Consider the following 20,299-nt stretch of genomic DNA (forward strand, 5'->3'; position numbering starts at 1 on the left):
ATGCGCTGCGGCGCGGGTGTGACGCGCCCTTAACGTTTGCGCATTGACACCCCCCGAACCCACATGGAGCCAAGCCTGACAGTCGGCCAATCAATAAACGCCGGCGCCTGTCATCAGGCAGCCGGCGTTGTATTTGACTTTGAAGCAAGGCGCTTCTTAGGGGCGCCCGAGAAAATCCATCTTGCCGATCTCCACACCGTTATGACGCAGCAGCGCGTAAGCCGTGGTGATATGGAAATACAGGTTCGGCAGCACGAAGCCACGCAGGTAATCAATGCCCGTGAACTGCAGTTCGCGCGTCGGGCTCTTGAGCGTGATCTGGCGATCTTCGCTGCCGGCAAATGCCGCGGGGTCGATGCTGTTGACGAACTCCAACGTCTTGGCAATGCGCGCCTTCAGCTCTGGAATGGTCGTCTCCACATCCGGGTACGACGGCACCTCGTTGCCCGACAGACGCGCCGCACCGCCCTTGGCCTGGTCACAGGCAATCTGCACCTGCCGCGGAAACGGATGCATGTCCGGCGCCAGACGCGCGGTCATCAGATTTGCCGGGTCGAACTTCTTCGCTTCTGCGTGGGCAGCAGCCTTGTCGAGCAGGGCCGACAGGTTACCCAGCATGCGGTTCACGGTCGGGACCAGAAACTCGTACATCGAAGGTGTGGTCATGGAGGTGATTTCCTTGGTATGCATCGTTGGGGCCGCCGACGATCTTCTGCACGATCCGCCGGCGCCGCGCTTCCTTGCGCAGGGGCACAGTGTAGGCCAGCGATTCCGCCGCTGCATGACGCACGCGCACGCCTCGTCATGAGGCATTTGGCACGAGATTAGTGCAGCAGAATCCTTTCGACGTGTGCTGATCGACGGGGCCGCCTGCATCTCTCGCGTGGCATGGCTATTGCATCGGCAAGGACAAGGCCAACGGCGGCCTTGATCCACTTTGGCACATCGCAATGACACGCTCCGCAGGGGGCGTCCGGGGCAACGGCGCTCCGAGGCGACACGGCACGACCCGGGCAACCGGTGCGTCGCCAGCTCGCTTCGGAGCGCTTTTTTTTTGGCCGACGCGCGGCATCAGCCGTCGGCACCACCACCAAGGCAATGACATGAACGCTTCCTCCACCCCGGCTTCTGGGGCCGATGTGTCCGTCGAGACCATTGGCGAGCTGATCAACCTGTCCGGACGGCAACGCATGCTGTCGCAGCGGATCGTGCTGCAAATGGTGTTGGCCGCTCAGGGTCACGCCGCAGCGCTCGACATCGCACGGTCATGCCTGGCGACATTCGCGTCGGCACACACCGATCTTGTCGAGGGCAATGCGCGCCTGCCCGGGGCATTCTCGGACGCGCTGCGTCAGCTCTACTTCGGCAAGCTGCGTGGTGATGCACGTGTCCGCGAGTTCATCGTACTGGTCAAAAGCGGTATCGATGCCTTGTCGACCGGCACGACACAACGCAACACGTCTCTCGATGCCATCGTGGCGCAGGCCACGCCCATGCTGGAACTTCTGCAGACCATCACACAGGCCTATCAAGAGGAGATGCACGTGTGCGAAGTCGCGCTGCGAAAGCGTCAGGCAGAGATCGCCGCGCACCTCGGACGCATCTCCATGCAGGCCAACATCGTCGCCATGAACGCGCGCGTCTCGGCCGCAAGGGCGGGCCCATATGGGCGCGAGTTCTCAGTGATCACTACGGTGCTCGCGGACATCATCCAGGAGATGGACCTGTTGATCCGCAATGTCGTCGGGACCGACGATGCCGCGCAGCCCGGTGCAGGCACGCGCCGGCCATCGACGCCGGCATCTCGCACGTTCGGGCACATGTCGCTGCGTTGATCATGAGACGGAGAACCGCTTGAAACCCTATCTGCAATTCATCCGCTTGCTTGTGTGCTCCGCCCTGCTGTCGGGGCTGATGGGGAGCGCGTGCGCGCAACCGCTGACGATCAACGCGGCCATCAACAAGGCGGGCCGCCAGCGCATGCTGTCGCAGCGCATGGCCAAGGCGTATTGCCAGATCGGCCTGGGCGTGGAGGTCGAGCGATCGAAGAAGATTCTCGAACAATCCGTCGCGCTCTTTGATCGGCAACTCACGGAATTGAAAGCATTCGCGCCCACGCCCGAGATCAAGGACACCTACGCCAAACTTGAACAGATGTGGTTCGTCTACAGGCAGTTGCTGACAGGCGGTGACCCGAACATCGACAACGCGAAGAAGATCGCCCAAGCCAGCGAGGACGTTCTGAAGCTCGCGCAACAGGGCACAGTGCTGCTGGAGAAGCACTCGGGCACGGCAACGGGCAAGCTGATCAACGTGGCCGGCCGTCAGCGGATGCTTTCGCAGCGCATTGCCAAGCTGAGCATGTTCCGGGCGTGGGACATTACCTCTGCGCAGATGACGCAGGATCTCGATTCAGCCATGAAGGAATTTACCGCCGCTCAGGCCTTCCTCACGTCTGCGCCGCAGAACTCCGGGGCAATCAACAGTGAGTTGCAACTGGCCAGCACGCAGTGGCTGTTCTTTGCCGAAGCGCTCAAGCAGACCGAAGGCACGCGCGCAGAGCAGTTGCGCAACGTTGCCACAACCAGCGAACGCATTCTTCAGGTAATGGATGACGTGACTGGCCTGTACGAGGGGCTGGCCAGATAGCAGAGCGCTACGACAGCCAACCACGCAGCGCTTGCCACGCCACCAACTTCTTGGCGTACGGCACGGCTGCATAAGCAGGACTGCTGGAAGGGAGTTTGAGGATGGTATGCCGGTCGCCGATGTGGCCCAGCGCCTTCACACCAATGCGCGCGGCGTATTCCATGCCCGGCAGGTCCTGGCCGATCACCTCGCCGGCCAGGCGCCAGAACTGGTTGATATTCTGGTTAATTTGACACCTGTGCTGCAAGCTTCTCGCCCAGAATGATTGCGAACGACCCCGCCCGGGACCACCGTGTTGCGAAGATGGCTTGAACTGAGTGGACGTAGGGTCAAAACTCCATCAGGTCCTTGGCAACGACCACTTGTCCGGAGAAGAATTTCTTCACCTCAGGCACATAGCGCTGATAATCGTCATGCTCGTTGACCGTAGGCAACAGGTGCGTAAGCACCACCGTTTTGACATGAGCGCGTGCCGCCATTCTTCCGACCGCATCCGGCGTTAGATGCTCCTCGACTTCATGCCGCATGAGCGCCGCCTGTTGCTCCGGTGTCATGCCTTGCCAAGTCCCGTTCTTGATGAACACCTGCTTCACGTCTTCGCTTGAGCCCACCTCCGACACGAGGGTATCGGCGTCCCTTGCCAGCTCAGTCACTGCGTCGCTGGGGCCAGTGTCACCGGTAAAGACAATGACACGGTCGGGGGTCTGGAAACGGTACGCATAGGATTTGTACTTGCCGTAGTACGGGCTGCCTTCAGGAATATGGAAGTGCGTGTTCTCCACAGCAGTGACCTTGATGTTCTGGTCCTGGTAGATCAGCCCCGGCGCAACGTCATGGCCAACGAACACATCGCCAAGCGGTGTGCGCCTACCTTCGGCCCAGCGGATTTCCGCATTCACCGTGAAATATTGAATGGCGCCTTTCACGAGCGCGGTGGTCCCGGGCGGGCCGTAGACGTCGATGGGATCATGGCGCTGAAAATCCCATGCCACTGACATGAGTGCACCCAGACCTGCAGTGTGATCGTCGTGGCCGTGCGTGATGAACACTTTCCCGATCTGCCGGAAATTAGCCCCCGCCTGCGTCACTCGGCGCAGCACGCCATCACCGGCGTCTACAAGGTAGTACGTCCCGTTGACGATCAACAGATTCGACGACTGCGCCCGGTCCTTGGCGGGAATCGGCCCACCGCGCGTACCGAGCGTGATGAGGTGCGTGCCGGTTCGGGTCTCCGTTGCTTCGCCGCTCGCTCGCCTAAGAGGGAGGAGGCTCAAGACAACGATGCTCGCAAGCAACAACTGGCCGATTTTCATCTCCATCTCCATCACTCGAACGATGCCGACCAAAATCAAAAACATCTGATTGAACGACCTAACGACCCGTCACCATCCATTATCAAAATGGTTGCCGACGCTTGGCAAAGACACACCAAGATCCATTCCGTCGATGGCGGGGCAGGACTTTCCTGAGCATGCGTTCCAGGCGACGCCACGACGAAAGCCAGGGCCACAGTCGCCATTGCCAGTCGACACGTATGTCGGAGCGCGGTCGCTGGGTAGTGCGCTGAAGCAATGTGGAGCAACATTCATGCTGACATCGGCAGGACAAGGTTTTCGGGTTCATGATCGCCACGGAGAGCCGATTCCGAGCCCAAGCCGTATCAGAACTGAAACAATGCCGACGGTATCGAGTGGGCGCGCTGACCGAGAACCGGCTTACGGGAACGCGTACGGCGATGGCTGAACATCAAGTCAAGCATACGGCGCAGCCATGCACATCAGTCTATGCAGTTCGCAGGTTGCTTCATGCTTGAATGACTTTGGCCTGGAATCAATCCCGCCGCTGGCCCCGCGGCCCCGAAACCCCGGCCGTACAAGCACCGGTACGAATCTTGCCGACCTCCGCAGATCACGCAACGTACGTGGCAGGGATCGTTGAACGCTTCACTGAAGAAACTCCAAGCCAATGCAATGGCATGGTTAAGGCGATTTACTCGAGGTGGGGGGCTTGATCTGTGACCATGCCGACGAAGCGATCTTAGTATCCGGAGAACAAAGGCCTTGCCAGTCGCGCGCCTACGGAGAACATGATGAGTAAGATCGTTGTCTTGACACTCAGCTTCACCTGCGTCGCTCCTGTCGTTGCACTGGCGCAGGAGTACAACTGCTCAGCACAGACGCTCAACGGCGAATACATCTTCGCCGGCCGCGGGTTTATCGAACCAGGCGAACCTGGGGTGCAGCGGGTGCACAGCGGTGTACTGATCTTCGACGGCGCTGGCAATGTTGCAGGTAAGCAATCATCAAGTCGCGGCGGGAAAATCAGCCGAGACAAGCTGCAGGGTACCTATGCACTTGATGCCAATTGCTCCGGAACGGCAACTTTTAGCTCGGTAGCAAAACCTGGCAGCCAAATTCATTGGGATCTGTATGTCACCCGAGGCGGCAAGATGGGACATATGGTTCGCATGGATGACGCAAGCATGGCGGTCCGCACCTTTCAAAAAGAGTAGACCGAACCTACAGCCCTCCCTTGCCCAACGCCGTAGATCGTTGACAGTCAGTCCCGGGGATGGAAACCCGGCGTCGGGCAATGCCAATTCAAGACGTATCGCACTTAACAACAATCACGATTTATTGGCACCGCCAACATCAGTCAGCTTTACCGAGCCATGACTCCAACTCCCGCCAAGCATACAGTTTCTCCGCATACGGCATCGTATGCGCCGGACTGCTGGAGGGGAGCCGGACGATCCGATAACTACCGCCATGCGAGCCGAGCGCTTTCAAGCCGATGCGCTCTGCAGTCCCGCCGTTGAAGGCGATTACCGCCAGGTTTGGCAACGAGGCAATCAAGCTGGAGAGGTCGTTGCCAGCATGGTCACGGATCTTGCTGTCGAGACTGCCTTCTCGCTTGGCCTCGGCCACCACATCCCACAAGCCGATGCGATGCGCTAGCAGCGCCTTCAAGCGCGCGGCGTATTCCATGCCCGGCAGGTCCTGGCCGATCACCTCGCCGGCCAAGCGCCAGAACTGGTTGTGCTTGTAAGCGTAGTACTGCGATTGCGCAAGCGATGCTTCGCCAGGTAGGCTGCCGAGGATCAGCACGCGCGTGTGCGCGTCGACCACGGGCGGAAAGCACCGCTTGAGCGTCACGCGGGGCGTCAGGCCAGCAGGCGGTTCACGCGTTGCACGTAGGCCGCCGGGTCGGCCAATGCGCCACCCTCGGCCAACAGCGCCTGATCGAACAGCACATGCAGGCGATCTTCAAACGCGGCGCGATCGGCGTCGTTGCCGGTCACGGTTTCCAGCAGCGCGAGCTTGCGCACGAGCGGGTGCGTCGGGTTCAGTTCCAGCACCGGCTTGCTGTCGGGCGCTTGTTGGCCGGCCTGCTTGAGCAGACGCGCCAGCGTGCCGCTGATATCGCCCTCATCGGCCACGAGGCACGACGGCGAATCGGTCAGGCGATGCGTGATCCGCACGTCCTTGGCCTTGTCGCCCAGCACCGCCTTGGCACGCTCAACCAGCGCCTTGAACTCGCCCTCCACCTTGGCGTGCTCGGCCTTCTCGGCCTCGTCTTCCATCGCACCCAGGTCGAGATCACCCCGCGCCACCGACACCAGTTCCATCTCTTCGAAGTCGTGCAGGAACGAGAGCATCCACTCGTCCACGCGGTCGGTCAGCAGCAGCACTTCCACGCCCTTCTTGCGGAAGATTTCCAGATGCGGGCTCGACTTGGCAGCCGTCCAGTTTTCGGCCGTCACGTAGTAGATCTTGTCTTGGCCTTCCTTCATGCGGCCGATGTAATCCGCCAGCGAGACGGTCTGGGCGCTGTCTTCGTTGTGCGTGGAAGCAAAGCGCAGCAGCTTGGCAATGCGGTCCTTGTTGGCGTGGTCTTCGCCGATGCCTTCCTTGAGCACCTGGCCGAAGTTCTGCCAGAACGTGGCGTACTTTTCCTTCTCGGCCGCGTCATCCGACTCGGCCATCGATTCGAGCATGCCCAGCACGCGCTTGGTGGAGCCTTCCCGGATGGCCTTCACATCGCGGCTTTCCTGCAGGATTTCGCGCGAGACGTTCAGCGGCAAATCGGCCGAATCGATCACGCCCTTCACGAAGCGCTGATAGGCCGGCAGCAGTTGCTCGGCGTCGTCCATGATGAAGACACGCTTGACATACAGCTTCAGGCCGCTGCGGCGCTCGCGGTCCCACAGGTCGAACGGCGCGTTGGTCGGGATGTACAGCAGTTGCGTGTATTCGCTGCGGCCTTCCACACGGTTGTGCGTCCATGCCAGCGGCTTGCCGTTTTCGTGGGCGATGTGCTGATAGAAGGCGATGTACTGATCGTCCGTCACATCAGCGCGCGGGCGTGCCCACAGTGCGCTGCCCTGGTTGATGGTTTCCCATTCGTCCTGGGCCACCATCGTTTTCTTCTCTTCGTCCCACGCCTCCTTGCGCATCTGGATCGGCAGGGAGATGTGGTCCGAATACTTCTGCACGACCGACTTCACGCGCCAGGCGGAGAGGAAATCGTCCTCGCCCTCGCGCAGGTGCAGCGTGATGGTGGTACCGCGCTCGGCGCGTTCGATGGTGTCGACGGTAAATTCGCCGTCGCCGGTGCTTTCCCAGCGCACGCCTTCATTGACGGCCACGCCGGCACGGCGCGATTCCACCGTCACGCGGTCGGCCACGATAAACGCCGAGTAGAAGCCCACGCCAAACTGGCCGATAAGCGCGGCATCCTTCTGCTGGTCGCCCGACAGTTGGCTGAAGAACTCGCGCGTGCCCGAGCGGGCGATGGTGCCAAGGTTGCGGATGGCCTCATCGCGGCTCATACCGATACCGTTGTCGGCAATCGTGATGGTGCGCGCGGCGGCATCAAAACCGATGCGGATGCCAAGCTCACCACCGCCTTCCAGCAGCGACGGGTTGGCGATGCCCTCAAAGCGCAGCTTGTCCACCGCATCTGACGCATTGGAAACCAGCTCCCGCAGGAAGATTTCCTTGTTGCTGTACAGCGAGTGGATCATCAGATGCAGAAGCTGCTTCACTTCTGCCTGGAAAGCCATCTTCTCGTGCGGTGCGCTCATGGTGTGCATAAAAAGTCTGGAAAGTGGAAAGAGAAGCGGGCTACACCTTTGCGCGTGCGCCCGCATGAATTTGTGAGGCTAGATGTGGTGTGGCGCCCGGTTTTCAAGCCCCGCGTTCGAGCTGTTCCGCCAGGAACCGGAGCAAGTCCGGGTCCGCGCTGGTCGCAATGTTGAAGCGCATCCACGTCGACGGCATCTGCGACGGCGAAAACAGGCTCCCCGGCGCAAACACATAGCCGTGCTCATGCCCGGCGCGCGCGATGGCATTGGTGTCCTGCCCCGTATCGGCCCAAAGGAACATGCCGGCGCCCTGCTGCGCAAACAGCTTCAGGCCCAAGCGTTCGAGGCTGCGTTGCACGCCGTCACGGGCGCGATCCAGACGGGCGCGTATGCGCTCCACGTGCTTGCGGTAGTGGCCTTCGGTGAGGATCTTGTAGAGCACGCGTTCGTTGATCTCTGGCGTGACCAGACCGGTCAGCAGTTTGCCGTCGACCAGGTTCTTGGCCAGCTCGGGGTGGCAGGCGATGAACCCCACGCGCAGGTTGGCCGCCAGCGTCTTGGAGAAGCTGCTCAGGTAGATCACGCGGCGCAACTGGTCCAGGCTCGCCAGCCGCGTGCCGGGGTGTCCGGGCGGGGCAAGGTCGCCGTAGATATCGTCTTCGACGATCAGGAAACCGTACTGCTCGGCCAGCCGCAGCAACTGAAACGCCTTGGCAGCCGACAATGAGGTGCCCGTCGGGTTATGCAGGATCGAGTTGATGATCAGCAGCTTGGGCCGGCGCACCTGCACCAGCCCTTCCAGAGCAACCAGGTCCGGGCCCTCGGTGGTGTACGGCACACCGATCACCTGTGCGCCTTGCGCGGCAAAGCGGCCGAACATCAGGAACCACGCCGGATCGCCCACCAGCACCGTATCGCCAGGCTGCACATACTGGCGCGCGATCAGGTCCAGCGACGAGGTGATGCCCGACGTCATGACGATCTGGTCCGGCCGGGCGCCGATCTCCAGTTCCGCCAATCGCGTCTGCAACTGCTGACGCAGCGGCAAAAAACCCTGCGGCGATCCCCACGCGAGAAACTGGTTGCCGTTCTGCCGGCCAAGGGTGCGCAGCGCGTTGGCGATCAATTCACCATCGAGCCAGCCGTTGGGCAGAAAGCCGATGCCCGGCGCCTTGCGGGGCTCGGCAGAATGGAACATGTTCCGCAGCAGCCAGGTCACGTCGATCTTGCGTGCGGCGGTGGGCGGCGGTGCGACCGGCTCCTCGGGCAGCGGCGTGTGGCGCTCCTTCACATAGAAGCCCGAGCCCCGGCGCGATTCCAGATACCCCTGCGCCACCAGCCGCTCGTATGCCTCCACCACAGTGAACCGCGAAATGCTCTTCTCCTGCGCCAATTGCCGGATCGACGGCATGCGCATGCCCGCGCGAAACACCCGCTCATCAATGCGCATGCGCGCCCATTCGGTGAGCTGATCCACCAGCGTCATCTGCGCAGACGGAATCGGGTCAGGCAACTGCTCCGCCGCCGGGCGGGCGGCCGCGCGACGGGCGTCCAGGCTGATGATGTGGGAGGTGGAATTCATGACGAGGAAGGCTGAAGCGGGGCCGAAAACTGTACAGAAAGCGCCACGACAAAGTGTACAGGTACTGTACAGACACAGTTCGGTAGGATCAAGGTCAGAATTCCGCCCACACCGAACCGGAGACATCACATGCCCACGTTGAAACGCTTTGACGAAGACGCGTACCGCGCCACCTGCGACGCCACGGTCGTCGCCGTGCATCCGGAAGGCATTGAGCTGGACGCGACGGTGTTCTACGCGCGCAGCGGTGGCCAGGCTGGCGACACCGGCACGCTCACCCTGGCCGATGGGCAAACCATCGCGATTGCCGACACCGTCTACAGCCCCGATCGCCAAACCGTGCTGCATCTGCCTGCCGACAGCGCCGGCCTCACGCTGCTCGCGCCCGGCACGCCCGTCACGGCCGCCATCGACTGGGACCGCCGCCACCGGCTGATGCGGCTGCATACGTGCCTGCACCTGCTGGGCTCGCTGATTCCCGTGCCGGTCACGGGCTGCGGCATCTCGCCTGACGCCGGTCGCGTCGATTTCGACTTGCCTGAATCTACGCTCGACCGCGACACCCTCACCACGCAACTGAATGAACTCATCGGCCGCAACACGCCGGTGCGCATCGATCTGATCACACCGGAGGAACTGGCCGCGCAGCCCGAACTGGTGCGCACCATCGGCGCGGCACCGCCGGCGGGCGCATCAGCCATCCGCATCATCCACATCGACGGCATCGACCGCCAGCCGTGTGGCGGCACCCACGTGCGCGCCACCGGAGAAATCGGCCGCGTGGTCGTCACCAAGATTGAAAAGAAGAGCCGCCAGAACCGACGCGTGGCCGTGGCGTTTGCAGATTGAGCGGCCGCCATGAACAAGTCCGCCGCCCTGCCCATGCAACATGTTGACCACGCTGAACGCCGCGGCCTGCTGCTCGGCTTCATCGGTGTGGCCATCTTCAGCCAGACACTGCCGTTCACGCGCATGGCCGTCGCCGAGCTGGATGCCACCTTCGTGGCGCTGGCGCGCGCGGTGCTGGCAAGCATCCTGGCGCTGGGCCTGCTTGCGGCAACCGGCGCGTTTTCTGCGGCCAAACGCCCGCGCGGCAATCAGTGGTGGCAACTTGCAGTGACGGCGATGGGCGTCGTGGTGGGTTTTCCGCTGTTTTCATCGCTGGCCATGCGCGATGTACCAGCCGCCCATGGCGCCATCATCACCGGCCTGCTGCCGCTTGCAACCGCCATCTTTGCTGCCTGGTTCGGGCGCGAGCGGCCGTCCGCAGGGTTCTGGCTCTGCGCAATGGTGGGCAGTGTGCTCGTCGTTTCATTTGCCCTGCTGCAAGGAGCGGGCGCCCTGCACCGCGCCGATTGGCTGCTCTTCGCCGCCATGGTGACCGGTGCCCTCGGCTATGCCACCGGCGGCAAGCTCGCGCGCGAACTGGGCGGCAAGCAGACGATTGCCTGGGCGCTGGTCGTCTCGCTGCCCGTGCTGCTGCCGCTGGTGGGCGCGCTTGCGTGGCTGCCGTCGACACATCAGGCCGAAGCGCTGGCGCATGCGTCGTCCCGCGCCTGGATCGGGCTGGCCTACGTGTCGGCCTTCTCTATGTTCATCGGCTTTCTGTTCTGGTACTCCGGCCTGGCGGCCGGCGGTGTTGCGCGGGTCGGCCAGATACAATTGCTGCAACCTTTCATGACGTTGATCGGCGGCTGGCTGCTGCTGGGCGAATCGCTCGACGCGCCTACCGTGCTGTTTGCGTTGGCTGTGATTGCCGTGGTCGGCATCGGCCGGCGAACGTCGGTACGCCGATAGCAACGTCTTCCCCTTTTGTTTACCGCACTCACCAAGGAGTCTTCATGACCGCCTCGCACGACGCACAGGCCAAGCTCAAGCAACTCGGCATCGAACTGCCCGCCGCCGGCGCCCCCGCTGCCGCCTACGTCATGGCCGCGCAAACCGGCAATCAGGTCTTCCTGTCCGGCCATATCGCCAAGAAAGACGGCAAACCGTGGGTTGGCAAGCTCGGCGCCGACATGACCACCGAACAAGGCAAGGCCGCGGCACGGGCCATCGCCATCGACCTGATGGCCACGTTGAACACGCACCTGGGCGGTGACCTCAGCCGCGTCAAGCGCATCGTCAAGGTGATGAGCCTGGTCAATTCCACGCAGGAGTTCACCGAGCAGCACCTGGTGACCAACGGCGCATCTGAGTTGCTGGCCGAAGTGTTCGGAGACGCCGGCAAACACGCCCGCAGCGCCTTTGGCGTCGCGCAGATTCCGATGGGCGCCTGCGTCGAGATCGAACTGATCGCGGAAGTTGCCTAAGCGCCGCATCGAACCGCGCGCCCTGGCCTCCAAGACGGGCGCGTTGCCTGCTATCCTCACCGTTTTGCCCACCCACGGCGCTCGCTCACGAGGTGGGCGCCGCAACACAAGGACCACACCATGGACCACTCCGCCTGTACCTTCTCCAGCCGCGCTCAGAAACTGACCAGCTCGGCGATCCGGGAAATCCTCAAGATCACCGAACGTCCTGAGGTCATTTCGTTTGCCGGTGGCCTGCCCGCCCCCGTCACCTTCCCGGTCGAAGCGATTCAGGCGGCGTGCGCCCGCATGTTTGCTGACAACCCGCAGGCCTCGCTGCAGTACACCCCGACCGAAGGCCTGTCGGTGCTGCGTGAGTGGATCGCCCAGCGTCATGGCACCACCGCTTCGCGCGTGCTGATCACCACGGGCTCGCAGCAAGGGCTGGACCTGCTGGGCAAGATCTTCATCGACCCGCAAAGCAAGGTGCTGGTCGAAACGCCGACGTACCTGGGTGCGCTGCAGGCGTTCTCGCTGTTCGAACCGACTTATACGTCCATCGCCACCGATGACAAAGGCCTGCTGCCGGACGCGCTCACGCCAGAGCTGGCCGCCGGCGCGCGCTTCTTCTACACGATCCCGAACTTCCAGAACCCGACCGGCCGCCGCCTGCCGCTGGACCGCCGCCAGGCCTTGGTGGCCCGCGCGAAGGAACTCGGCGTGCTGCTCGTGGAAGACGACCCGTACGGCGAACTGAGCTACACCGGCGACGCCCTGCCGTCGCTGCGCTCGCTCAATCCGGACGGCGTGATCTACATGGGCTCGTTCTCGAAGATCCTGGCGCCGGGCATGCGCCTGGGTTACATCATCGCGCCCGAACACATCCACTTCAAACTCGTGCAGGCCAAGCAGGCATCGGATCTGCACACGCCCAGCTTCACGCAGCGCGTGGCGTACGAGGTACTGAAGACCGGTCTGCTCGATACGCACATCCCGAGCATTCGAAACCTCTATGGCAAGCAGTGCGAGGCGATGCTCGACTCGCTGACGCGCCATATGCCGGCCGGTGTGCACTGGAACCGACCGGAAGGCGGCATGTTCATCTGGGTGGAAGTGCCGGAAGGCATCGACACGATGGCGCTGCTGGAAAAGGCCGTCGCGCGCAACGTAGCCTTCGTGCCGGGCGCGCCGTTCTATGCCAATGCGCCGCGTCGCAATACGCTGCGCCTGGCGTTCGTGACGGTGGCACCGGAGCGCATCGAGCAAGGCATTGCCGTGCTGGGCGAATTGATCCGCACGGAAATCGCAGCGCTCACGCCCAAGGCCGCCTAAATTACATAACAATCCATTCCATCCATTCAAGAAAGGAGCCGTCGTCGATGCTGCGGATCTGGGGAAGACTCTCTTCGGTCAACGTTCAGAAGGTCGTCTGGTGCGCGCATGAGCTGTCGCTGGACCATGAGCGCATCGACGTCGGCGGCGCCTTTGGCGGTGTCGACACGCCGGAATTCAAGGCGATGAACCCGAACGGCATGATCCCCGTCATCGAGGACGGCCTGAACGATTCCGGCGACACGCGTTTCGTGCTGTGGGAATCCAACGCCATCGTGCGCTATCTCTCGGCACGCTACGGCCCGGGCAACCTGTATCCGCTCGAACTTCACGAGCGCGCCGATGCCGACCGCTGGATGGATTGGCAGACCACGTCATACAGCCCGTCGATGGTGGATGCGTTCCTCCAGCTCGTGCGCACGCCGGAAGACCAGCGCGACGCCGCGCGCATTGAACGCTCGCGCCAGGCCTCCGAGCGCAGCACGGCCATTCTCGAAGCCGTGCTGGCCAAGCAGCCCTACGTGGCCGGCCAGCGTTTCACCATGGCCGACATCGTGTGCGGTTGTGCTACGCACCGCTGGCTCGGCTTGCCGATGGAGCGCCCCGCCCGACCCAACCTTGAGCGTTGGATGACGGAGTTGCGCGATCGGCGCGCTGCTCGCGAAGTGCTGGCGCTGCCTGTCGTATAAGCCATCAGCAAAACCGATTGCGGTAGCATCACCAACCGCGCACGGCACCTACGCCGGCGCGGTTTTTTGTTTTCACCGAGGGAAACCCGGATGCCATTGAACCGACCTTCCACCACCGTCGCCACGATCCTGTGGGGCGCGCTTTACCTGGTTGCCGCCATCGTGTCGCACCGGCTGAACGGGCCGGTCGACATGACGGGCTACATCTGGTTGCCGGCGGGCGTGACCATGGCCGCGTTCATGCTGCGGCCGTACCGCGAATGGCCGGGGCTGGGGGCAGCGTTTGCCGTGGCGCAACTGGCGCTGGCGGCCATTGAACACACCAACCCGGCCCACGCGATGCTCTTCGTGCTCGACGAGGCGGGCAGCGCGGCGCTGGCCGTGGCGCTGGTGCGGCTGGCGCGCGTGCCGCTTGAAGGGCTCTACTTCGTACGCGCGATGCTGGTGGCGGGCGCGGTCAGTGCGCTGCTGGGGGCGCTGTTCGGGGCGGCATGGTTTGCGTGGTCGCAAGGCGGCTCGTTTGGTCACGTGCTGCGCATCTGGGCGGCGTCGGATTTCCTGGGCGTGCTGATCGTCACGCCGGTGCTGGCGGCGTGGTCGCGCTTTCGCGCGTTCCGCTCGGGCGGTACGGACCGTACGGATTTCGTGCTCGGTCTGGCGGCCGTCGTTGCGCTGGCGCTGTCAGCGTACGTCATCTTCGATGGCAACAGCGATGCCAAATTTGGCGACGGAATCGGCTTTGCGCTGACGTACGTCCCGCTGTTCTTTGCCGTGGTGGTGGCCCTACTGTGGGGCGGACGCGGTGGCTCGATGGCGGTGCTGCTGCTCACGCTGGTGGCGCTCACGCAAACCGCTGAGGGCGACGGCCCCTTCGCCGTGCTGGATCATCACTATGGCCAGTCGCTGCTGGAAGCGCAGCTGTACCTGGGCATTGCCGCGCTGCTGGTACTGCTGGTGAGCGCGCTCAAGACCACGCGCGAACAACTGCACGAGCAAAGCGCGCAGTGGCAGAACCGCGTGGAACTGGCGTTGGCGGCGTCGGGCCAGCTCGTCTACACCATCGACCCCGCCAGCGGCCGCATCGACTGGGGCGGCGACGTCGCCCTCGTGTTCGGACACGAACCGGCAAGCATGGCGTCGATCTCGACCGTGCTGCAACTGGTGCATCCGGATGACCGCGATGCGCTGCGCGCGCGTTGGCTCGGGACAGGCGCACCGGAAGACGAGATCGTAACGCCCACACGCCGCCAGACACTGCGCATCACCGCGCGCGACGGCACGCTGCACACCGTGGTGGATACCGGTGGCCCACTGACGGACGCCGTTGGCAATACCGCGCTCGTAACCGGTACCTGGTCGGTCGAGACCGCACTGTGACCCCATCGGCATCCGGCAGCACGGCTGTGCTGCTGATCCATGGCCTGGGCGGCACAGCCTACGACCTGGGCGTGCTGCAGAAAGCGCTGCGCAGCGCCGGCGCCGTCACGCACGTGCCGACCTTGCCCGGCCACGGCACGCGGCCCGAAGACCTGATCCACATGCGCGCCGAAGCGTGGCTTGAAACGCTCACGCAAACCTATGAGCGGCTCGCCGCAGAGCATGACACCGTGCATATCGCGGGGATGTGCATGGGCGCACTGCTGGCGCTGGTGCTGGCGCATCGCGTTCGGCATGGCATTGTGCGCGCGCAAGACAGGCTGGCGCTGCTCGCCACGCCCATCCATATCGATGGCTGGTCGACGCCGTGGTATCGGAATCTGCGCTACGCGGTGTATCGCATCCCGGGCATGGCTGCGCGCATGCGCGTGGAAGAGGACGAGCCATTCGGCATCAAGAACCCGCTGTTGCGGCGGGTCATCAAAGCCAAGCTCGCACGCGGCGACAGCTTCCACTACCCCTGGGTGCCACTGGCGTGCATTCGGCAGGTGGATCGGCTGCGTCGCTGGGCGCTGGCCGGGGCGCCCGATACGCAGTGCCAGACGCTGGTGATCCATTCGCGCGAAGACGAACTCACCAGCCTGCGCTCCGCCGAAACGCTGCAGGCCACCCTCCCCCATGCGCGCAGCGTGGTGCTGGAAAACAGCTACCACATGATCTGCGTGGACAACGACCGCGACCAGGTTGCCGCAGAGGTCCTCGGCTTCTTCGGTTTCGACCCAGCGGTAGCCAGGCGCAAGAGCCCAGCCACCGCGGAGTGATCGCGCCAATCAGGCAGCCGGCCCCACGCTTTCGTGCTCGTGCGCCGCGTCCAGCCTGCGCTGCCGTTCGCTGCCCTTGAACAAGCCCCGCACCACCACAAAGAACACCGGCACCAAAAACACCGCAAGCACCGTCGCCGTGATGATCCCGCCCAGAACGCCCGTACCGATGGCGCGCTGGCTGGCCGATGCCGCACCGCTCGCAATCGCCAGCGGCACGACACCAAACGCAAACGCCAGCGACGTCATCACGATCGGCCGGAAGCGCAGGCGCGCTGCCTCCAGCGTGGCTTCGATCAAGCCCATACCCTGCGCCACCAAATCCTTGGCAACTTCGATGATCAGAATTGCGTTCTTGGCCGACAGGCCGATGGTGGCAATGAGCCCGACCTTGAAGTAGATGTCGTTGGGCAGGAAGCGCAACGTGGCGCCCAACAGCGCGCCCAACACGCCCAGCGGCACCACCAGCATGACGGCCAACGGAATCGACCAGCTCTCGTACAGCGCGGCCAGACACAAAAACACGACGAGGATCGACAACGCAAACAGCGCCGGCGCCTGCGCACCCGACAGACGCTCCTCGAACGACTGGCCTGTCCACTCGTAGCCAAAGCCCTCAGGCAGGCTGCGCGCAATCGACTCCATCGCCGCCATGGCCTCGCCGGAGCTGTGACCGGGTGCAGGCGAGCCGGTGATCGTCATGGCCGGAAAGCCGTTGTAGCGATCCAGCTTAAGCGGCCCGACCATCCACTTCGTGGTGGTGAATGCGGATAGCGGCACCATGGCCCCCGTCGCGCTGCGCACGTGCATGCGGCCAAGCTGCTCGACCGAGACGCGCTGCTTGCCGTCTGCCTGGACGATCACGCGGCGAACCTGGTTGCGATAGACGAAATCGCCCGCGTAGTCGGAGCCGAACATCACGGCCAGCGTGCGGTTGATGTCTTCGATCGACACGCCCATCGACAGGGCTTTCTTGCGGTCCACATCGATCAGGACCTGAGGCGCATCGCCCTGGCCCGCGAACGTGACTTCCGACAGCGCAGGATGCTTTGCCGCCTCGGCCAGCATGTGGTCGCGCGCCTGCGCCAGGCGCTCGTAGCCGGCACCGCCGCGGTCTTGCAAGCGCAGGTCAAACCCGGGCTTGCTGCCCAGTTCCGGCAGCGCGGGAGAGTTCATCGCCATGACCATCGCGCCCTTGATCTTGCCGAACGCCGCGTTGGCGCGTTCGACCACGGCGTCGACGTGCTGGTCGGCGCCCTTGCGCTGCTTCCAGTCCTTGAGCGTCAGGAACAGCATGGCCGCGTTCTGGCCGTTGCCGTACAGGCTGAACCCCGTGATGGCCAGCGTGGACGCAACGGCCGGCTCCTGCGTCATGAAGTGCTGCTCTGCCTGCCGCACGACGTCGAGCGTCTGCGCCTGCGTAGCGCCAGTCGGCAACATGACGACGGTCATGAATTCGCCGGTATCTTCTTCCGGCAGAAAGGCCGTCGGCAATTGCATAAACAGCAACACCACCACGCCGATGATCGCGCCATACGCCACCAGTGCGCGGCCCGTGCGGTTGAGCAGCCGCGCGACACCGTTCTGGTAGCGCGACGTCAACCGCGCAAAGCCGCGGTTGAATGCACCGAAGAAGCCCTTGCGCTCGGCGCCATGACCGGCCTGCACCGGCTTGAGCAGCGTCGCGCAAAGCGCCGGCGTGAGCGTCAGCGCCAGGAATGCCGAGAAGACCATCGACACCGCCAGCGACAGCGAAAACTGCCGGTAGATATTCCCCACCGCGCCGCCAAAGAACGCCATCGGCACGAACACCGCCGTCAGCACCAGCGAGATGCCGACGATGGCCCCACTGATCTGGCGCATCGCCTTAGCCGTCGCCTCGCGCGGCGAGAGCCCTTCTTCGTGCATCACGCGTTCAACGTTTTCCACCACCACGATGGCATCGTCGACAAGGATGCCGATGGCGAGCACCAGGCCGAACAGCGTCAGTACGTTGATGGAAAAGCCCATCGGCAGCATCACCGCAAACGTACCCAGCAGCGCGATCGGCACGACCAGCGTCGGGATGAGCGTCGCGCGCAGGTTCTGCATGAACAGCATCATCACCAGGAACACCAGCACCACGGCTTCGAGCAGCGTCTTGACGACCTGCTCGATGGCAATGCCGACAAAGCGCGAGCTGTCGTACGCCACTTCGTAGCGCACGCCTGGCGGGAAATGCGCCTGCGCTTCGTCCAGCACCGCTCGCACGCGCTTGGCCACACCCACGGCGTTGGCGCCCGGCGCGAGCTTGATGCCGATGGTCGTGGCCGGCTTGCCGTTCATGCGCGAGAGGTACAGGTAATCGCTGCCACCCAGTTCCACGCGGGCCACATCGCGCAACAGCACCATGCGGCCCTGCGCGTCCGCACGCAGCGGAATCTGGCCGAATGCGTCCGGCGTGGTGAGCCCATCGTCACCGGTCACGCTCGCGTTGATGGGCGCGCTGCCCGGCACGGCTGCGCTGCCGATCTCACCCACGGTGATGCGCGCGTTGTAGCGGCGCACGGCATCGCTCAAATCACCCGCGGTGAGGCCCAATGCGGTGAGCTTGTCGGCATCGGGCCAGATGCGCATGGCGTATTCCGCGTCGAACAACTGCGCGGTGCCGACGCCCGGCACGCGGCGCAGCTGCGGGATCAGATCAGACGAAGCGAGGTCGCCCAGGTCGATGCCGTCAAAGCGGCCGCGCTCGGCTGCCAGCGACAGATACATCATGTAATTCTCGGCCGCCTTCTCGATGCGGATGCCGTTGCGTCGCACGACCTCAGGCAGGCGCTCCTCGACGATCTTCAGCCGGTTCTGCACCTCCACCGCCGCAAGATCGGGGCTCGTGCCCTGCGTGAACGACAGGTTGATCGACACGTTGCCCGCCGCGTCGGACGAAGACGACATGTACAGCAGCCCCGGCGCGCCGTTCATCTCGCGCTCGATGATGGCGGTGACGGCGCTCTCCACCGTGCGCGCGGACGCGCCCGGGTAGTTGGCGGAGATGCTGACGTTGGGCGGCGCGATGTTCGGATACTGCGCCACCGGCAGCTTGGGCAACGCGAGCACGCCGGCCAGGATGATGGCCAGCGCAATCACCCAGGCAAAGACCGGGCGGTCGATAAAGAAGCGTGCCATGGTCAGCCCTTCTTCGGCTTCGTTTCGGCGCGCGGTGCCGCAGGAACCGGCTTGACCGCCATGCCTGCTGCCAGCGTCTGCATGCCGGGAATGGCAATGCGCTCGCCGCCGGACAGGCCGCTCGTCACCAGCCATTGATCGCCAGCCAACGTTTGCGCAGCCACGGGCTGCGCCGCCAGCGTGTTGTCTGCCTGCACCACAAACACCGTCGCCCCATGGCGGTCGCGCTGCAACGCGCCCTTCGGAATCGTCACCGCGCCTTGCTGCACAGCGTGCGAGAGCTTCACGCGCACGTACATGCCGGGCAGCAGCAAGCCATCGGGGTTGGGCAGCACGGCGCGCATCGAGACGTTGTCGGTCGCGCGGTCCACCGCCAGATCTGAGAACAGCAGCTTGCCCGGGCGCTCGTACGCCACGCCATCGCTCAGGATGACCTGCACGCCGATGTCCTGGCCGCTCAATGCAGCGGCCTGGCCCTTTTTGAGCGCGCGCTGCAAGGCGAGCACCTCGGCGGCGGGCTGGGCAAAGTCGACATACATCGGGTCGATCTGCTCGACGGTGGTGAGCGGCGTGGCAGCGTCTTCCTTGACCAACGCGCCTTCGGTCACCTGCGCGCGGCGCGAGCGGCCGGCAATCGGGGCTGTAACGGTGGCATAGCCCAGGCGCAGCTGCGCGGTTTGCAGCGCAGCGCGGCTGGACACCACGTCCGCTGCAGCCTGACGTTCGGCGGCTTGCGCTTCTGCGTATTCCAGCTCGCTCACGGCGCGTGTGGCGGCCAACCCCTTGTAGCGCACAGCCTTGTCGCGTGCGATGGCAAGCTGAGCCTGCGCGCGGGCAAGCGCACCTTGCGCGGCGTCCACCTGGGCCTTGAGCGGCGCCGGATCGATGCGGAACAGCACCTGTCCGGCCTTGACCACCTGCCCTTCGTCGTAGGCGCGCTTGAGGACGATGCCGTCGACGCGCGCACGCACTTGCGCCGTGCGATACGGCTCCAGGCGGCCGGGCAGTTCGGTCACCAGTGGCGCATCCGAGCGTTGCGCAACGGCAAACCCGACCTCCGGCGGGCCGGCCGGCTTGGCGGTCTCATCCGCACGCTTGCCGCACGCCTGCAACACAGCCAACGCGCACGCGCACAGCAACCACCGGGACGAACGGGAACGACGGAACAACACGGTGAACATCATGAGAAGGGGGCTGGGCGCGACCGCGCCCGAGGTCTTGAAAAAGCGAAGCGGAAGGCTAGCACGCACATCCGCCGCAAGCTGATCGATTGATTTTTCAATCTGATCAAGACCTTACGAAGCAAG

Annotated in this window: 18 protein-coding genes; 10 read left to right on the plus strand and 8 right to left on the minus strand. The window is 63.9% G+C overall.

All coding sequences use genetic code 11. The features are described 5' to 3' along the window. Nucleotides 1–156 precede the first annotated feature (156 nt). Nucleotides 157–666, minus strand: a complete 510-nt coding sequence (locus tag M1D44_RS09730; RefSeq protein WP_024976160.1) for a DUF1993 domain-containing protein — start codon at nucleotides 664–666, stop codon at nucleotides 157–159. A gap of 437 nt (nucleotides 667–1,103) precedes the next feature. On the opposite strand from M1D44_RS09730, the gene M1D44_RS09735 reads away from it, so the two are divergent. Both M1D44_RS09735 and M1D44_RS09740 read left to right on the plus strand, forming a co-directional pair. Continuing rightward, nucleotides 1,104–1,835 (plus strand): type IV pili methyl-accepting chemotaxis transducer N-terminal domain-containing protein, encoded by a 732-nt coding sequence (locus tag M1D44_RS09735; protein WP_316853330.1) that lies wholly within the window; start codon nucleotides 1,104–1,106, stop codon nucleotides 1,833–1,835. 79 nt (nucleotides 1,836–1,914) lie between these two features. Beyond that, nucleotides 1,915–2,649: a type IV pili methyl-accepting chemotaxis transducer N-terminal domain-containing protein gene (locus M1D44_RS09740; protein ID WP_152543687.1), complete on the plus strand. Its 735-nt coding sequence runs from the start codon at nucleotides 1,915–1,917 to the stop codon at nucleotides 2,647–2,649. Nucleotides 2,650–2,656: 7 nt separating this feature from the next. Here M1D44_RS09740 and M1D44_RS09745 read toward each other — a convergent pair whose 3' ends face one another. Then, entirely contained in the window at nucleotides 2,657–2,896 is a 240-nt protein-coding gene (locus M1D44_RS09745) for a hypothetical protein (protein WP_024976163.1), read from the minus strand. An 82-nt stretch (nucleotides 2,897–2,978) separates the two neighbouring features. Then, on the minus strand, nucleotides 2,979–4,007 hold the full coding sequence (locus M1D44_RS09750) for an MBL fold metallo-hydrolase (protein WP_439004475.1): 1,029 nt from the start codon (nucleotides 4,005–4,007) through the stop codon (nucleotides 2,979–2,981). Between the two features lie 728 nt (nucleotides 4,008–4,735). Here M1D44_RS09750 and M1D44_RS09755 point away from each other — a divergent pair. Beyond that, nucleotides 4,736–5,161, plus strand: a complete 426-nt coding sequence (locus tag M1D44_RS09755; protein ID WP_235193165.1) for a hypothetical protein — start codon at nucleotides 4,736–4,738, stop codon at nucleotides 5,159–5,161. 139 nt (nucleotides 5,162–5,300) lie between these two features. Here M1D44_RS09755 and M1D44_RS09760 read toward each other — a convergent pair whose 3' ends face one another. The 3 genes from M1D44_RS09760 to M1D44_RS09770 form a co-directional block, all read right to left on the minus strand. Next, nucleotides 5,301–5,804 carry a DNA-deoxyinosine glycosylase gene (locus M1D44_RS09760; protein WP_316853328.1) on the minus strand — a complete coding sequence of 168 codons (504 nt, stop codon included), beginning with the start codon at nucleotides 5,802–5,804 and terminating at the stop codon, nucleotides 5,301–5,303. A gap of 8 nt (nucleotides 5,805–5,812) precedes the next feature. After that, nucleotides 5,813–7,735, minus strand: coding sequence for a molecular chaperone HtpG (gene htpG, locus M1D44_RS09765; RefSeq protein WP_316853327.1), 1,923 nt, complete (start codon nucleotides 7,733–7,735; stop codon nucleotides 5,813–5,815). Between the two features lie 103 nt (nucleotides 7,736–7,838). Beyond that, nucleotides 7,839–9,317, minus strand: a complete 1,479-nt coding sequence (locus M1D44_RS09770) for an aminotransferase-like domain-containing protein (protein ID WP_037031643.1) — start codon at nucleotides 9,315–9,317, stop codon at nucleotides 7,839–7,841. Nucleotides 9,318–9,446: 129 nt separating this feature from the next. Here M1D44_RS09770 and M1D44_RS09775 point away from each other — a divergent pair, with 129 nt between their 5' ends. The 7 genes from M1D44_RS09775 to M1D44_RS09805 all read left to right on the plus strand — a co-directional run bounded on the left by M1D44_RS09775 (nucleotide 9,447) and on the right by M1D44_RS09805 (nucleotide 15,827). Further along, nucleotides 9,447–10,166, plus strand: coding sequence for an alanyl-tRNA editing protein (locus tag M1D44_RS09775; protein ID WP_316853326.1), 720 nt, complete (start codon nucleotides 9,447–9,449; stop codon nucleotides 10,164–10,166). A gap of 9 nt (nucleotides 10,167–10,175) precedes the next feature. Continuing rightward, a complete protein-coding gene (locus M1D44_RS09780) occupies nucleotides 10,176–11,114 on the plus strand; it encodes a DMT family transporter (RefSeq protein WP_112185340.1) in 939 nt (312 codons plus the stop codon). A gap of 44 nt (nucleotides 11,115–11,158) precedes the next feature. Beyond that, nucleotides 11,159–11,629, plus strand: a complete 471-nt coding sequence (locus M1D44_RS09785; RefSeq protein ID WP_316853325.1) for a RidA family protein — start codon at nucleotides 11,159–11,161, stop codon at nucleotides 11,627–11,629. A 120-nt stretch (nucleotides 11,630–11,749) separates the two neighbouring features. Continuing rightward, nucleotides 11,750–12,940, plus strand: coding sequence for an aminotransferase-like domain-containing protein (locus M1D44_RS09790; RefSeq protein WP_316853324.1), 1,191 nt, complete (start codon nucleotides 11,750–11,752; stop codon nucleotides 12,938–12,940). A gap of 47 nt (nucleotides 12,941–12,987) precedes the next feature. Continuing rightward, nucleotides 12,988–13,629 (plus strand): glutathione S-transferase family protein, encoded by a 642-nt coding sequence (locus M1D44_RS09795; protein WP_024976206.1) that lies wholly within the window; start codon nucleotides 12,988–12,990, stop codon nucleotides 13,627–13,629. 90 nt (nucleotides 13,630–13,719) lie between these two features. Further along, nucleotides 13,720–15,006 (plus strand): MASE1 domain-containing protein, encoded by a 1,287-nt coding sequence (locus M1D44_RS09800; protein WP_024976207.1) that lies wholly within the window; start codon nucleotides 13,720–13,722, stop codon nucleotides 15,004–15,006. Next, nucleotides 15,003–15,827 carry an alpha/beta hydrolase gene (locus M1D44_RS09805; RefSeq protein ID WP_316853323.1) on the plus strand — a complete coding sequence of 275 codons (825 nt, stop codon included), beginning with the start codon at nucleotides 15,003–15,005 and terminating at the stop codon, nucleotides 15,825–15,827. Before M1D44_RS09800 ends, M1D44_RS09805 begins: the two co-directional genes overlap by 4 nt. 9 nt (nucleotides 15,828–15,836) lie before the next feature. Here the strand turns inward: M1D44_RS09805 and M1D44_RS09810 are convergent, their stop codons facing one another. After that, entirely contained in the window at nucleotides 15,837–18,992 is a 3,156-nt protein-coding gene (locus M1D44_RS09810; RefSeq protein ID WP_316853322.1) for an efflux RND transporter permease subunit, read from the minus strand. A 2-nt stretch (nucleotides 18,993–18,994) separates the two neighbouring features. Next, a complete protein-coding gene (locus M1D44_RS09815; protein ID WP_316853321.1) occupies nucleotides 18,995–20,176 on the minus strand; it encodes an efflux RND transporter periplasmic adaptor subunit in 1,182 nt (393 codons plus the stop codon). Between the last annotated feature and the right edge of the window lie 123 nt (nucleotides 20,177–20,299).

Source organism: Ralstonia sp. SA306, from assembly GCF_054792405.1.